The following is a 15,871-nucleotide window of genomic DNA, read 5'->3' on the forward strand; positions in this document are numbered from 1 at the left end:
TCCTCATTTCAAAATCAGCTGGGGCGCTGAATCTATCAGGCCAAATTGCTCGAGAATTTCGTTGGTGTGTTCCCCGCAGGTCGGTGGCGCCCGACGATATGTAACTGGCGTATCGCTGAACTTAATCGGATTGCCGATCAGGCTCACATCGCCGGTATTTGACGTCGGGTAGGGCATGGAAATCTTCATCTCGCGGCTTTCCACCTGTTCAGACGCAAAAACATCTGAAAGCGAATTGATGGGGCCGCCCGGAACACCTGCGCGTTCCATCTCAACGACCAGACTTTGTTTCGAAATCCGTTTAAGCTCTTTCTCCAAAGCCTTAATCAATACCTCACGGTTTTCGATACGAGCTGCGTTGGTTTCGAAACGACTATCGGTTGCCAGATCGGGTCGCTCAACAATATCGCAAAGGCTCCGGTACTGACGGTCGTTTCCCACAGCTACCACGACATACCCATCTGAAACTTCAAACACTTGATAAGGAACAATGTTTGGATGCTGGTTGCCGTGTCTCTCAGGCGCTTTGCCGGACAACAGATAATATGTACCTGCATTCACGAGCCACGATATCTGGGAGTCCACGAGAGCGATGTCGATTTGCTGACCAACACCAGTCTGATCCCGATGTCGCAGTGCGGCGAGGATGGCAGTAGCCGCATATAGACCACAGACAACATCCGCCACACCGACGCCGACTTTCATCGGCTCCCCAGTCGGCTCACCAGTCAAGCTCATGATCCCGCCATAAGCCTGAGCAAGTAAATCATAACCTGGCTTAGCTGCATTCGGCCCGGTCTGACCAAAGCCGGTGATCGAACAGTACACAAGATCGGGCTTTTCCTCAGCTAGGCTCTCATAGTCCAGCCCGTATTTGCGCAATCCTCCGACCTTGAAATTTTCCACTATAATATCGCATTCTTTCACAAGCTTCTTGAGTATCTTGACATCATCCGGATCAGAGATGTCGAGCGCCAGCGATCTCTTGTTGCGATTAGCACATAGAAAATACGCGCTTTCCCTTGTGGGACAGCCGTCTGGGTCTGTGACAAATGGGGGGCCCCAGCTTCGGGTGTCGTCCCCTTCGCCGGGGCGCTCTATCTTAATGATATCCGCCCCCATATCGCCAAGCAATTGCGTACATGACGGCCCTGCTAGAATGCGCGATAGATCGAGCACTCTAATGCCTTGCAGAGGACCATCGGAAGATAAGATTGTGTGGTCTAAATTTTTCATATCGGCATTCTAGAAACTAAAAAGAAGTGTTGCCAGTTTAAAGATATGCATTTTATCATGACAAATATTCACTCTATATCTTCTTCGAAGGGCAATGCAGCATGAATCTCCGCCAGTTCAGAACGGTCGTGACGTTCTTGAAACAACAAAGTTTTGCTTCAACCGGCGACCAAATCGGGCTCAGCCCTTCAGCCGTGAGCATTCAGATGCTTAGGTTCGAGCAAGAACTCGGGATAAAAATTTTTAACCGTTCCACCCGTCCGCCAACGTTAACGGTTGAAGGATTTGCCATCGCCGAAATTGCACACGAGATACTTGAGCTAGAGGACAAGATAAGAAGAATTGCAAAAGGCATCGACATCGCAAAGTCTATTACGATCGGTTTTGTTCCGACAACACTGACACGTATTCTTCCCCGGGTAATCACCTGCTTGCGGCACGAATTTCCCGATCTTCAGATCAATATCAAATCAGGATTGTCTGGCGAATTGGCAGCAGCCGTATTACGGCGCGAAATTGACTACGCATTAATCACTGCACCGAGCATGCAGATGCCGGAGCTGGTAGTCACCGAAATTGCGCGCGAACCTCTGTTCATCGTAGGCCCGCAATCTCTGAAACACGTAAACTCTGCTGCAGAGCTCATCACTGCGTTGCCATTTATCGCGTTCAATAAACGTGCTTGGCTAGGACAGAAAATTGCCGCAGACTTACAAATACAAGCCATTTATCTAAACGACGGCATGGAAATCGACTCTCTAGATACGATAGAGCAGCTCGTCTCTCAGGGATTTGGCGTTTCTGTCATTCCGCAGCGACTTTTGTCGCCGCCACTAGCAGAACATTTAAAATGCCTGCCATTCGGCTATCCTTCGGCATCGCGAATCCTTTCACTTATAGAACATATCGGGCTGCCGGCTACCGAGCTAGAAAGGACTGTACGCAAAGTGTTCCAGTCACTGGGAAATCAGAATTAACGAGCGCACACAAATAAACGGCCTTAGCGAATTCCGCAGTTCAAAATGAGTTTGCGAAAAAATTAGATAAAATGAGGTGCCGCCGGCACTGTTCGCTCGTCCGAAAAGCGACCGGACGGGCGAACCTGTTGCATTGCTACGGGCTTGAAATCAGACTTATATTGGTTCAGATCATTGCCTCTATTAGAAACGGCCCATGTTGCTGGCAAGCCGCCTTCAGAGCGCTCTCAAATCCTTCCACAGTATCAACACGGACAGCTTCGACCCCCATACCGTTAGCAATACCGACCCAATCGAGCGTCGGATCGACTAGGTCGAGCATTCTGCTTGCATTGACGCCAGCGACCCCGGCCCCCACCTGTTTAAGCTCGCCGTGCAGAATGTTGTAGCACTGATTTGCGTAGACAATGGTCAGAATGTCCAACCTCTCCCGCGCCTGGGTCCAGAGAGCCTGTACCGTGTACATGCCGCTACCGTCCGCTTGAAGCGTAATCACCTTACGATCTGGACAGGCAATGGCTGCGCCAACAGCCAGAGGCAACCCGATGCCAATTGACCCTCCCGTCAGTTGCAGGAAGTCATGAGGTTCTGCACCGTAAGTGTGTCGAAAGAAATCTCGACCTGACGAGACGGATTCGTCGCATATAATCGAATTTTCCGGCATATGATGGGCCAGCGCGATCGAAATCGCTTCAGGCGTCAGTGCTCCCCTCGACATGGGAGGTTTTTCACGCATTGCGACAATGGCGTTGGACTTTACGCTCAGTCCGATCTCATCTGCGAGCAGGTTGATTGCAGACGTCAGATCCTGATGGTTCGGTGCCATATCAAGTACTATGCATGCAGGAGGCAGCATGCTGCTGGGTTTGCCCGGATAGGCAAAGAAACCTACGGGCGCCTTAGCACCAATCAGGATAATCTGCTCCGTCTCTGCGAAGGTTTCAATCGCCTTATCGATTGCAAAAGGCACTCGGTCCACAACGACCCGACCTGCACCGCGTTGCATTCTGCTATTCGATTGCTGCGCCATCAGCCGTGAGCCTGTCATTGCAGCAATCTGGCTCAGCACTTTGAGATTTTCCGCCCTTAGCGAAGTGCCGGAAACGAGAATGGTCGTATTCTTTCCACCTCGCAGTGCCTCCGCTGCCTCTCTAATCTTATCAGGGTCTGGATGATCGGCGGGAATTCGGGTTGCTCTGCTTGGAACCTTGCTGTGAACCTCTCCCCACGCAGCGTCAGCAGGTAGGATAAGAGTAGAGATAGCGCCGGGCGCCCTGTTGGCTTCCGTAATTGCACGTGCAGTCTGTCGCCCGACATCATCTGCAGATTGCGCTCTTCCTATCCATCCCGACATCGGACGCGCCAGCGACTCTATGTCGGAAGTCAGTGGCGCATCATAGGCGAGATGCTGTGTTGCATGATCACCGACGACATTGACCATCGGCGAGAAAGCACGACGGGCATTGTGCAGGTTTGCGAGACCATTTGCCAGCCCCGGCCCCAGATGCAACAAAGTCGCCGCCGGTCGATCCGTCATCCGGGCAAACCCGTCCGCGGCTCCAGTGACTACTCCCTCGAATAAGCCGAGCACGCATCGGATTTTCGGCTGTCTATCCAAGGCTGCAACGAAGTGCATCTCAGATGTACCCGGATTGGCGAAGCAGACGTCGATTCCGTTTAACAGCAAGGTCTCGCACAGAACATCAGCACCGTTCATTGTCTTAGTCCCCTAATCTAAATCATAGTGATCTGAATCACAGCAGACCACTACGATATGGTAAAAGCGGCCTTGCAAAAATTCCCTTGTTTGCCTTTACCGCTTTCACGAATGCAAACCGTTCTAAATTGTCTCCGGACAATCTCTAGGTCGTCTCCACTTTTACCAGTGAAGCCTGTTCCATCCCCGGCAAGACATCCCGATACTCATCGACATCAACACCGTACTCGCGAAGAATCTCATCGGTATGCTGAGCGAAACGCGGCGGCTTGCGCCGATAACTGACCGGCGTTCTCGACATCTTTATGGGACTTCCTGTACTCCGGAAGTCTTCGATATCCACAACCATTTCCCTGTGTTTTGTATGGGGATCGACAACCACCTGATCGATTGTTCGGACCGCGCCGCACGGCACTCCGGCCTCGATTAAATCCTTTGCAATCGTCTTACACTCAAAATTGGCCAATCCTTTCTCGATTTCAGCCTTCAACGCGTCCCGATTTTGATTCCTCTCACCGTTGTTTACAAATCGTGTGTCAGACGGCAGATCTGGCCTCCCGATCTTTTGGCACAAGATCTCGAACTGGCGGTTGTTGCCTACCGCGAGAAAGATTGGATCGGTTGCGGTCAGGAATGTGTCGTACGGACATATGTTGGGATGGGCATTGCCGGACGTACCTGCCACTTTTCCGGAGAGATAGAAATTCGGTAAATGTGGATGGAGAAGAGAAAACCCGCAGTCGTAGAGGGTTGTCTCGACGAATTGACCTTTGCCGCTTCCAACACGTTCATTCAGTGCCATCATAATTCCTATAACAGCGTTCAGGCCGGTTACCATATCGACCACTGGCAAGCCGACACGTAAAGCCTGCCCGTTCTTTTCACCGTTCACACTCATAATGCCGCAAGCGGCTTGGATTGCAGCGTCGTAGCCTGGCAAGCCGCCCAACGGCCCGTCGCCGCCAAAACCCGATATCCTGCAATGAATGAGCTTAGGGAAACGCTCCAACAGAACTGCGCGGGTGAGGCCCCAGCGTTCAAGCGTACCACTCTTAAAATTCTCAATAAAGACATCCGCGGACCCAAGAAGATGAAGCAGCAGCTCTTGGCCTGCCGGCTTGGACATGTCGAGTGCCATTCCGCGCTTATTGCGATTGAGCCCGAGAAAATAGCTCGCCGCGTCGTCCAAAAATGGGGGGCCCCATCCGCGAGTCTCGTCTCCGCCCGGTGGCTCGATCTTGATAACGTCCGCGCCATGATCGGCTAGAATCTGCCCTGCATATGGCCCACCCAACACCCGGCTTGCATCAATAACTTTTAGGCCTTTAAGAGATCCGGTGGAAACTTGCGTGTGCGTCATATCAATTTCCCTGTGTTTCTTCTGTGCCGAACGAAACCTTCTCGATCTCGTGGCGCATCTCGGCCGCAAACTCCGGATAGGTTTCGCTAAGTTCGTCCAACACGCGCCCTCGGAGCAACTGAAGAATTGAAGTGTCTGGGTCGGGTGTTCTCTCCGGCTCAAGCGAATAATCGAAATCAAACCCAGTTGCCTCAACAACTTCTGCCAGTTCATGCCCTGTGTGTAAGCTTGTCAGACGAAAATTTTCTCGCTCTTTATCAAAATGAAAAAGGCCTTTGCCAGTCAGCAAGGCATACGGCCCGCCGGTCCTGTGAATATTCCTCTCAGAGACACCAGCCGCACTTATGAAGTCTACTTTATTGACCAGAACCCGCACGCTATGCTCTTCGCGAAATAGAATGATACGCGGAACAACAAAGTAGAGATAAGCGGAGCCAAATGAACCCGGCCACCTCACAGTGCCGTTAGGGTAATCACCAACCCCGACCAGGTTAATGTTGCCCGTCCCGTCGATCTGTCCGCCCCCCAGGAAGAAGGCATCTATCCGTCCCTGGCCAGCACAATCAAAAAGCTCTGTCGAACCGTTAGTGAAGAAATTATGTTCGACGGAGCCCAGAATAGATATTTTGACCGCTTCTCCGCCATCGCCATCATTGAGCGCACGTCTAAGCATTGCCCCAGCGGCGGGTATGGGAGACGATGCTCCAACGGCGACGTGACGGACTCCCTCAAGGAGTCGTGCGATCGAATAGATTAGTGTCTCTCGAGCAAGAATGGGCTTCATGGCACCGACACCGCAGAAGTCGACCTGATATATTGCATGAAGCCATCAACGGTTCGCGCCAGTTCAGCGTATCGCTTTAGTTCTGCAGTATCTGGCGGATACTCTCCCCATAGACCATAGGGCCAGGCCCCTTTGGATGCCACAGCTACATGCGTTACGTAGAGCGACGGGAGTGTGCCAGCGGCTGTGATTTCGTCACCAAGCAAACTGTCTTCAACAATCCTTTCGACAGTTACAATAGTCTGTCGTGAAGCATAGGCCATCGCGGCCAACTCTCTGCGGCGCCCGACCCATACATTCCCGAAGCGGTCGGCCATTGGTGCGTGGAAAATGGCGACGTCTGGCTGAATGGCCGGCACCAGGACGATTGGGTCTGGATCTATAGAGAAAGGATTTTCGATAAGGCGCCAGTCGGGCCTATTGTGCAAGATATCAGTCCCGATGAGCCCTCGTATCGGCAAGAAGGGGCTGCCCTTTTGGGCAGCCATCAAGCCGGCATGAATGGCCGGACATGTCGAGTCGAGTATCTCAACTTCACCCCGCTTAACGGCGTCATTGAATCGCGGGGCGCCACCTACTTCACCAAGCGACACAGCACTCGTTTCAATGCATCTGACCAGTCCAGCACCTATCAGGATATCTGCCTGGAGTCCCCCGGTTGGTACGCAAACCACATGAAGACCACTTGCGTCATTTTTCACAAGTGCCTTTGTCATGACCATTGAGACGCCGGCGTAATCAACCGGGATCGCAATTTTCATACCAGTTTTAACAATGCTGGCCAATTCGCAAAGCTCGGATAGCAAGTATCCCTCCCAATAACAGGGGCGCGCAACGAACGCGTTCTTGTTTGTCGTATGTTCTGTAATATAGAACTTAATTCCAAATATGAGTTAACGTGTGGTGCCGCGACCTGTCAATCCTATAACCGGTAACAGCCGCGCTTTTTTTGTAACCGCTCGACAAATTGTATGGACGAATTCATCCGATAGAAAACCGAGTTACGTTCTCCAAAACATGCTAAATCTACCTCCTGCACTTTCACGCCTTTACGAGGCAACCCAGAATGTGATGCTTCCTGTGGCACTCTGCCAACCAGTTTCGGGGCTGGGCACTCCACGATAAAGGCATGTTGGGGACAGGGCTAAGCTAGGGGGTGAGAATACGGCCGGGGTCAAAAATACTGGCTTTCCACACCGTATTGCTGGAATGGATCGACTAATAGAAATGCCGATCCATTGGATGCAAATGATGATCCGATTACCTGCTCGGCCAACACAGGCATCCTGTAGAAGCGGCAAGGCCAATTGTCAAATGTGCGCATCGTAGGCACATCGCTTTTTTGGGACCTACAATCACTATGCATGTCTGATATTAACATTGTTAACGCTCTACCCAATACGCCATATTCGCAGGCTTGATACTACGGCTCCCCGCTCGAACGTTGAAGAAAGGGTCACGCAAAAAATTGGTAAATGGAGAATATACCCGTAAAAACTTGAATTCTTTGCTCGCACGGTGATTAATAGGCGCTTAGTCTGTTTTTCTGGCTCGGCACTTTTCCTCTCCGAGGATCTATTCTATATTCGCATTTTTAATACATCACAACGCATGATCATCGAGAGTCGACACATCTGCCTGCGATGAATTGAGATGCGAAACTAGAAACGAGACTTTGCAAGCGAACAATGGATAAAGCCTTCATCAAGGGACTACGACTGATCGAAACCTTAGCAGCCAGTGAGAAACCTCGCGGGATAACGGAACTCGCCAATGAGCTGGGACTAACAAAAAGCAATGTCCACCGTCTCTTAGCGACGCTGATCGAGCATGGCTACGTTCGTCAAATCCCACCCCATAGCACTTATGAGTTGACAACGAAAATCTGGCAGCTCGGCGGTCTTGTCATCAAAAGACTGAACTTTATCGAGGTGGCACACCCAGCGCTTGCAATGCTTTCCGAACTTACCGGTGAAACAATTCACCTCTCAGTTCTCGAAGGAACGCAGGTCGTGTATGTCGACAAGATCGAGGGTGCACATCATGTCAGGGCACATACCAGCATTGGTTCGAGGGCGCCTGCGTGGACGGTCGCCACAGGTAAATCGATGCTTGCACAGTTGCCAGATTCCTATCTGGAACAGTTTAGGGATCAGATTACACCCTACACAGCTGCGTCGAAAAAGAATTTTGACGAGTTGAAAGCTGACATCGATCTAATACGCCAGCAGGGATACGCCTCGGTCCCGCAGGGTGAATGGCGAGAGGGAATTTCGGCTTGCGCTTGCGCTGTACTGGGCGCCTCAGGTGAGCTAGTCGGTGCAATCGGAATATCCGGACCGGATACTCGGCTTAAACGTAAACAGATCAAGGAATATTCTGTTCACGTGATGGAAGCATCCCGAATGATTACACGGGCGCTAGGTGGAAGGATCTTTCCACCTAATGTATAAGTAGCGACCTAACTCCCCTTCTAACGCCGTCATTGAGCCTGAGCGAAGAGTGTATTTTAATCGCACGAGGCGGCCACGCGACCCCATGAACTAGGGAAGAAAGCGGTCCCGCCGGTTAAAGCCGGAACCGCTTCGTGGCCTATTGATGAAGAATTGTCACGTGAGCACGCAACAGGCACGGCTAATTCTACCTATAGCTTCGACGAGCTCTGCCTCCGAAATAGCGTAGGAAATGCGAAAGAACGGCGATAGACCGAATGCCGATCCGGGCACGACGGCAACCAGAGCCTCTTCCAAAAGATAGTCGGTAAAATCGCTGTCTGTGGCGAGCCTTCGTCCATTCGGTGTCACCTTCCCCAAGACACCGCTACATCCGGCGAAAGTGAAGAACGCGCCTTCTGGGGTCCGGCATTCGAGACCATCAATAGCATTTAAGCCGCTCACGACAATATCCCGGCGGCGCTGAAAGTCATCTCGTCGTTCTTTCAAAAACGACTGCGGACCGTTCAGAGCTTCGACCGCTGCTGCCTGACTGACGGAGCAGGGACACGATGTGGCTTGACTCTGGATAACCGCCATGGAGCGGATCAGGGACTTTGGCCCGCCAGCATAACCGATACGCCAGCCCGTCATTGCATAGGCTTTGGAGACGCCATTAATGGTGAGGGTTCGCTCCTTCAAACGTGGCTCCAGAGCGACTGGCGTCACAAATTTGAAATCATCATAAACAATATGCTCGTACATATCGTCAACCATCAGCCAGACATGCGGATTGCGCAGTAGGACATCAATCAACGGACGATAATCTGCATCGCTGTAGCCAGCCCCGCTTGGATTAGAAGGCGAATTCAGGAGAACCCAACGCGTATTTGGCGTGATAGCTCTTTCAAGCTGTTCGGCTTGTAGGCGAAATCCGAATTTTGCCTCGCAGGGCACCGTGACACAGACACCGCCGCAAATTTCTACAATATCTGAATACGATGTCCAGTAAGGGGTAGGAATAACGACTTCGTCACCGTCATCAATTGTAGCCATAAACGCATTGAAGAGAATTTGTTTTGCACCAGTGGCAACACTAATCTCGTCATTCGAATAATCAATACCGTTCTCACGTTTGAATTTATTCACGATAGCTGTTTTTAAAGCAGCCGTTCCGTCAAGTGCAGTGTATTTTGTTTGCCCACTGTCGATTGCCGCTTTTGCTGCTTCTTTAATATTTTGTGGCGTATCAAAATCCGGCTCTCCCGCGCCCAATACAATTACGGCACGGCCGTTGCGCTTCATCGCTGCTGCCCTCGCACCGATTTGCAATATTTTCGAGACGCCAACGGAAGCGATACGTGAAGCCGGTTTAAACCCGTCCGGTTTTTCCTTAAGAGCAATTGTCATGTCTTACCTCTGCGCATGGAAAAATAAAATATGATGAACAATGAACGAGACGAGCCCTCCCTCAGAACGCTACCCTGAGCCCATCCTGTGCCGCAATGCTTTGCTGTCCGTACGTCTTGAACTTTTCCAGGACGGAGGCAATCTCGACCTCAGTTAAAACTGGCGGCTCGCCAAACGGTAAACAAAGAAGAAATTGCTGGGCAAGTTCTTCGACTGTGACAGCGAGCGAAAGCGCTCTAGAAATCGAAACATGTGCTGCAACAACACCATGGTGAGCCATAAGGCACGCGCGTCGCCCTTCCAGCGCCTCAATGACCCGGTCAGCCAAGTCCTGTGAACCGAAGATTTCATAAGGAGCACATCGGATGCTTGAGCCGCCCGCGGACGCGATCATATAGTGGATCGCTGGGATATCACGCTTCATGTTACTAACGGCGGTCGCATAGGTCGAGTGGGTATGTACGATGGCCTTGAGATCCTCACGTGCCTTTAAAATATCCCTGTGAAAGCGCCATTCACTGGACGGCAGCACATCACCCTCATAGCTTGCATCCCAACGCATCGACACGACATGTTCAGGAGCGAGCTTTTCATATGGAATACCCGTCGGGGAAATCAGAAAACCTTCTCCATGTCGAACACTAATATTACCTGAAGTTCCCTTGTTGATACCCAGCCGGTTCATGCCACGGCAGGCGTCGACAATTTCATTACGTAATGCAAGTTCATCACTCATGCGTCACCCACTGTCTACCTTGACACTGTTGCGTTCTCCGTCCGATGCGCCGTACAGGTTTTTCGTGATCTCTCTCGGGTGCCTTGGAGGCATCACCCAGAAACTTCAGTCCTCCAATGTAGAGACAGATAGAAGCATTGTTCTGCATTATAGAATTCCGTTCTGTATTTTAACTCTATTGCTGATTCATCAGCTTTGTCAATTTGATTATAAAAACACCAGAGCAAGCTGGAACACTGGCATTGATGAGGTCTTTCCTGATGGGAGCTCGCACCCGGCCTTGGTCGAAAAACAAATAGGGCGTGATGCGATGTCTCAAATGCGCATCATACAGACGTTACCGGATCGATATTATGTCTCCGACTTCTTGCTTCGGCCTAACTGTCGATCGCCCAAACCTGCTAATTGGCAAACAAAAACATGTCCCGGTAACTTGAACTCTCAAACGTGGAGCAGGTATCTGTCGGCACCTTTAGCTTTTCTGTTACACGTTCATTCAACCCAGTTTCTCTTCCAACCTCCATTGGAATGTGGTTCCAATATACGACGGTTATCCGGATACCGTTGCATTCCTCGTTGCGCCCGATGGCCTGTCTTGCTTAAGCCTGCTTCTATAGTGATCGGTTTGCATCAGCCTCTGCTGCACGGGCACTTGCAGAGGAGGCGCAGCGACCACTATTCTAGCTCTAAAATTTTTCGCAGACATCTAGCCTCCGCAGTCGCCAAGCGCTTAACCCGCTAACAATCTATCACCGCCGCTGACGAAAGAAAACTCAAGCAATTGTCGTTTGTACTTCCAGAATAGAGAGGATGCTGCATCATGTTGCTCTCACACCCACCTCTGTGAAAGACCTTCGGAAAAGAATGAGAATTTGCGCACATCAGTCAAGCGATCCATCATCGAGATAGGGCGCTACCGATACTGAGAAGAGAACTCGTCATCGTTCAGAGCAATACTAGGCCGGCGGAGAAAGCCGCCAGCCCGTGATTAAACGTCAACTGTAGAAAATACCGCCATCGACGTTGAGTGCCTGCCCGGTGACAAAAGCGCAATCGTCAGAGGCGAAGAAGGCGACCGGGCCGACGACGTCCTCAGGCTCTCCCAGGCGGTGAACATCTGTTACCTTTTCAAAATAGGCTATTTTTTCAGGTTCGCGGAGGTTGTTCATCCCCATCTCAGTTTTAATAATGCCAGGACAAACCGCGTTCACGGTAATTCCGTCTCCGGCAAACTCCATTGAGCAGACGCGTGTGAACCCAACTACGGCGGATTTCGAGGCTGAGTAGTGGGCCTGACCGGGCCCGCCAGTTCGTGCAGCCAGAGACGCGATGTTCACTATACGTCCGTACCGCCTTTTCTTCATGTGACCAATAATTGCTTGCGTCATCTGAAAGACGCCTCGTGTGTTCACGGCGAAAGTCTGATCCCAAAGCTCAGAGGTCATCTCCTCGATCATTGCCATTTTCAGGATGCCGGCATTGTTGACCAGCACGTCAATATGGCCAAGCGCATCGATGGATTCCTGCGTCGCCCTGTGGCACGCCGCAAAATCACTCACGTCTGCAAAGACTGGCACGCATCGACGACCAAGTGCTTCAACTGCCTTCACCGTTTCAAGGAGATATTGCTCCTGGGTCTCCACATCATGAAGCGCTAGATCAAAACCGCGCTGCGCTAGCCCCAAAGCTATCGCGCGTCCGATACCGCGGCTTCCGCCAGTGACAATGGCATTCCTGTTCATTTTAATATTCCAGTTTGTTGTGGGATTTATTTTCTCAAGATCGGCAGCGAATTCATGGCATCAACAGTTTTCTCAAAGGAAACCAGATTGGCCCCCGAACCCAATCCAGTAGCGACGATGGCGGAAGTTGCCGTGGCAAGTTTTGCGCAGTCCTCGAGATCCCAGTCTCGCATCAAACCGGCAATGAACCCACCAGTGTACGAATCTCCGCAGCCAGAAGTATCCTTCACATCCACCGCAAATGCAGGAAGAGCAAACTGTCTTCCCGCTTTATTCAAGAAGTAAGACCCACTTGCTCCAAGCGAGATCGCACATGCCCCCACCCCTTTTGACAGGAAGAACCTCGCGCATGTTTCGGGATCATCCGCGCCTACCATTACGGATGCCTCATCAATGCTGGGCATGAAAAAATCGACGTATGGGAGCAACGGTTCAACCAAAGCCCACGTATCGCTGCGTGCAGATATCAGGTCGAGCGTTGTAATACAACCGGCAGCCTTTGCGGCCTTCAGTAATTTCAGAGAAGGCTCGCCTTGCATGGCGATGATTGAGTTGACACCACCAAGATGAACAACCTTGCTTTTGATCGCGGCGGCTTGAGCTTCAGATGACATTACCCAATGAGCAGATGCACCACGTGCGTGGATTGCCGGTCGCGAGCCATCGGGGCGGATTGGCAGGATCGTTGCTGATGTTTGTACATCGTTCAGGCGCTGCATGTGCGATGTGTCGATACTCTCCATGTGCAATGAATTTAGAATCCAACCACCTTTCTCATCATTGCCAACTGCGCCAAAAGCTTGTGATTTAAGTCCCAGGCGTGCACATGGCACTGCTGTACCGCCAGCTGTCCCAGCGACAGTCATACTGATTTCATCAATAAACGAAACGCTGCCGCCCGCCGGGATATCGGTTACAGGAAACCCACAGATATCTAGAATATAACTACCACATAAACTTACATCGAATTCAGTAGCCATGGCCCCTCACTTGCTGGTTTGGAGCACCCCAGCGGAAAACAGCAGATAATTTTCCGTTCAGAGATGCGTAAGAGTATATTTCTCATAGAGTTCCGTCAATTCTGTTCAATTGGAAAACCCATACTTGTATCTCAATTGTAACTTACTCGCCCGCTTTCGCCCGATAGGGCCGTAAGCTGCTCTTGATATTTCTCGAATGCATCCCCCGCGTCGCCGCTGTATGGCTCGACATGAACCAAACAGGTGTGCGCTGAGCATCCCTGCCCAAATTGTGATGTACCAATATCAAGCGTTAACACATTTGGATTTCCGGCAATTTCAAGCCCGTTGTTTCCGGTCGGAGTAAACCATGCGCCCGTGGGTAGAACAATAACGCCCGGGCGAACGGCATCTGATATGGTGGCTGTTGCAAGAGATTCACCTCTAGCGTTCCACAGGCGTATCGTTTGACCGTCTTCTATACCCAAATCAACAGCATCATGGGGATTGATGCGAGCCTGCTCGCGTCCATTTCGCTTCTGCGCCCTGCTTGTCTCGCCCGTTTCCAGCTGACTATGGAGACGTCCCGATGGTTGATGGGAGATGAGGTGAAGTTGTCCGCCAGCCCTAGCGGAACCCAGCCACTCCGCCGGCTCGATCCATGCTGGATGTTCACGACAATCGGAATATTTTAGTGCAGCGAGTGTGTCGCTACCGAGCACAATTTTGCCACTCTCGGTATTGAGAGCGTGGTCCTCAGGGCGTTCTCGGAAATTGGATAGATAAACATGATGATCTGCAGTAGGACAGTGAGCATATCCTTGTTCCCAAAACACATCAAAGCTAGGCATCTCAAAGCCTAAGCGCTCACGCGCGTCGTCGCGGCTGATATCGTAAAGGTGCCGCAGCCATCCCATTTCATCCCGTCCCTCATTGAAGGCTGCGCTAACACCAAGCTTTTCCGCAAGAGCATTAAAGACGTCAAAGTCAGACTTTGAATCACCTACAGCGTCGATGGCCTTGTGCATGGCTATGATAAAGTCAGATCGTCTGTTCCCAGCTATGTCGTTGCGTTCAATAGACGTATTTGCTGGAAGGATAATGTCAGCCCTCTGTGCTGTCGCAGTGAACATCGGGTCCTGAACGATAATCGTTTCCGGCTGCTTCCAAGCTTCAGAGAGCCGGTTCAGGTCCTGATGGTGGTGATAGGGATTACCTCCTGCCCAATAAACAAGACGAATATCGGGATAAGTCCGCACCGACCCTTCATAGGTGTAAGTTTTCCCCGGATTGAGAAGCATGTCGCTAATACGCGCTACAGGAATGAAGCTGTTTATGGGCTTTGCCAATTGGGAAATTGCAGGTGACTTGCCAAGATTGATCGGCGCGCCGACACCGCCAAGAGATGCATATCCATATCCCACACCACCACCGGGTAGCCCGATCTGACCAATCAAGGATGCAAGGCCCAGCGCAGCCCAGAAAGGCTGCTCGCCATGATGTGCGCGCTGCAAGCTCCAACTAACGGTGATCATCGAACGGGTGACCACCATCTGCTCGGCTAACGACACAATCTGCTCCCGACCAAGTCCCGTGATCTCTGATGCCCACTCCGCGGTTTTAACAATACCATCGCTGCTCCCGTCAAGATAGGCGAGAAAGCGTTCCGATCCACTGGTACAACGCTGCAAAAAGGACAGATCGTGCTTGCCTGCCCGCAAAATCTCTCCCGCTATACCGATCATCAGAGCGGTATCTGTGTTTGGCCGGATCGGCCACCATTCGGCGTTGACCCAATCGGGAAGATCATCGCGTAACGGGGAGACAAGAATAACTTTCACGCCGCGTTCTGCAATTTTCTTCAAGTATGTTTCAAGCGAATGTCTCGCGATGCCCCCGGCTTCGCTTTGTGCCGTTTTCGGCGACAACGCGCCGAATACTAGTAGCGTTTGGGTGTGTTCAGCAATGGTGTCGAGCGTATTGGCCTGGCCTCCGCCAGCAGCATCATCGCCCAGCGTATGCCGCAGGATTACTGGGCCCGCGGCGGTCGAATACGTGTCCACATGCCCTGTGAAGCCTCCAACCAGATTGAGCAAACGTTTGAGTAGTGATGGCGCGTGATGAAATCGTCCGCAACTCGTCCAGCCATAAGAGCCCGCGAAAATCGCTTCATTGCTGAAATCACGCGAAATACGTTGTATTTCCCCGGCAATCAGGCTGGTTGCCTCGTCCCATCCTATTGGTATGAACTTCTCATTTCCTCGCCCACGAGGATCACTTTTCTCGCGCTTCTCGAGCCAGCCCGCTCGCACGAGCGGCTGCGGAACGCGACGATTGCCGCTACTCCATTCCTTAACTGAATTGATGATCGGCGACGGCGATGGATCAAACTCGAAAGGTTCAACTCCCACAATCGTTCCGTCATTCACAAGAAGTGTGTACGCACCCCAATGACTGCAATGTGGTATCCGTTTGATCTTATTCATTGCATGTACTTTCGTTAGCATGGCCTGAGCAG

12 protein-coding genes are annotated in these 15,871 nt (G+C 51.4%); 2 read left to right on the forward strand and 10 right to left on the reverse strand.

The window, feature by feature from the left end; genetic code table 11:
- Positions 1 to 3: 3 nt before the first annotated feature.
- Positions 4 to 1,236 carry a CoA transferase gene (locus tag KMS41_22465; protein ID QWK80498.1) on the reverse strand — a complete coding sequence of 411 codons (1,233 nt, stop codon included), beginning with the start codon at positions 1,234 to 1,236 and terminating at the stop codon, positions 4 to 6.
- Between the two features lie 101 nt (positions 1,237 to 1,337).
- Here KMS41_22465 and KMS41_22470 point away from each other — a divergent pair, with 101 nt between their 5' ends.
- Positions 1,338 to 2,213 (forward strand): LysR family transcriptional regulator, encoded by an 876-nt coding sequence (locus tag KMS41_22470; protein QWK80499.1) that lies wholly within the window; start codon positions 1,338 to 1,340, stop codon positions 2,211 to 2,213.
- Positions 2,214 to 2,379: 166 nt separating this feature from the next.
- Here the strand turns inward: KMS41_22470 and KMS41_22475 are convergent, their stop codons facing one another.
- The 4 genes from KMS41_22475 to KMS41_22490 form a co-directional block, all read right to left on the reverse strand.
- Entirely contained in the window at positions 2,380 to 3,930 is a 1,551-nt protein-coding gene (locus tag KMS41_22475; protein ID QWK80500.1) for an acetolactate synthase large subunit, read from the reverse strand.
- Positions 3,931 to 4,075: 145 nt separating this feature from the next.
- Positions 4,076 to 5,290, reverse strand: coding sequence for a CoA transferase (locus KMS41_22480; protein QWK80501.1), 1,215 nt, complete (start codon positions 5,288 to 5,290; stop codon positions 4,076 to 4,078).
- Position 5,291: 1 nt separating this feature from the next.
- On the reverse strand, positions 5,292 to 6,074 hold the full coding sequence (locus KMS41_22485; GenBank protein QWK80502.1) for a CoA synthetase: 783 nt from the start codon (positions 6,072 to 6,074) through the stop codon (positions 5,292 to 5,294).
- The gene (locus KMS41_22490) at positions 6,071 to 6,880 is read right to left on the reverse strand and encodes a CoA synthetase (protein QWK80503.1); all 810 of its coding nucleotides are present in this window, start codon (positions 6,878 to 6,880) and stop codon (positions 6,071 to 6,073) included. The genes KMS41_22485 and KMS41_22490 overlap by 4 nt, the downstream gene beginning before the upstream one ends.
- 882 nt (positions 6,881 to 7,762) lie before the next feature.
- On the opposite strand from KMS41_22490, the gene KMS41_22495 reads away from it, so the two are divergent.
- Complete coding sequence (locus KMS41_22495) at positions 7,763 to 8,527, forward strand: IclR family transcriptional regulator (protein ID QWK80504.1); 765 nt, start codon at positions 7,763 to 7,765, stop codon at positions 8,525 to 8,527.
- A 156-nt stretch (positions 8,528 to 8,683) separates the two neighbouring features.
- Here the strand turns inward: KMS41_22495 and KMS41_22500 are convergent, their stop codons facing one another.
- From KMS41_22500 to KMS41_22520, 5 genes are all read right to left on the reverse strand, one after another.
- Positions 8,684 to 9,916 (reverse strand): pyridoxal phosphate-dependent aminotransferase, encoded by a 1,233-nt coding sequence (locus KMS41_22500; protein QWK80505.1) that lies wholly within the window; start codon positions 9,914 to 9,916, stop codon positions 8,684 to 8,686.
- Positions 9,917 to 9,977: 61 nt separating this feature from the next.
- The gene (locus tag KMS41_22505) at positions 9,978 to 10,652 is read right to left on the reverse strand and encodes a class II aldolase/adducin family protein (protein ID QWK80506.1); all 675 of its coding nucleotides are present in this window, start codon (positions 10,650 to 10,652) and stop codon (positions 9,978 to 9,980) included.
- Positions 10,653 to 11,647: 995 nt separating this feature from the next.
- Complete coding sequence (locus KMS41_22510) at positions 11,648 to 12,394, reverse strand: 3-oxoacyl-ACP reductase FabG (protein QWK80507.1); 747 nt, start codon at positions 12,392 to 12,394, stop codon at positions 11,648 to 11,650.
- Positions 12,395 to 12,420: 26 nt separating this feature from the next.
- A complete protein-coding gene (locus KMS41_22515) occupies positions 12,421 to 13,374 on the reverse strand; it encodes a sugar kinase (protein ID QWK80508.1) in 954 nt (317 codons plus the stop codon).
- Positions 13,375 to 13,505: 131 nt separating this feature from the next.
- Positions 13,506 to 15,839, reverse strand: a complete 2,334-nt coding sequence (locus tag KMS41_22520) for a molybdopterin-dependent oxidoreductase (GenBank protein QWK80509.1) — start codon at positions 15,837 to 15,839, stop codon at positions 13,506 to 13,508.
- Between the last annotated feature and the right edge of the window lie 32 nt (positions 15,840 to 15,871).

Origin of the sequence: Ochrobactrum sp. BTU1, assembly GCA_018798825.1 — a bacterium.
In the GTDB taxonomy this organism is placed as follows: Bacteria; Pseudomonadota; Alphaproteobacteria; order Rhizobiales; family Rhizobiaceae; genus Brucella.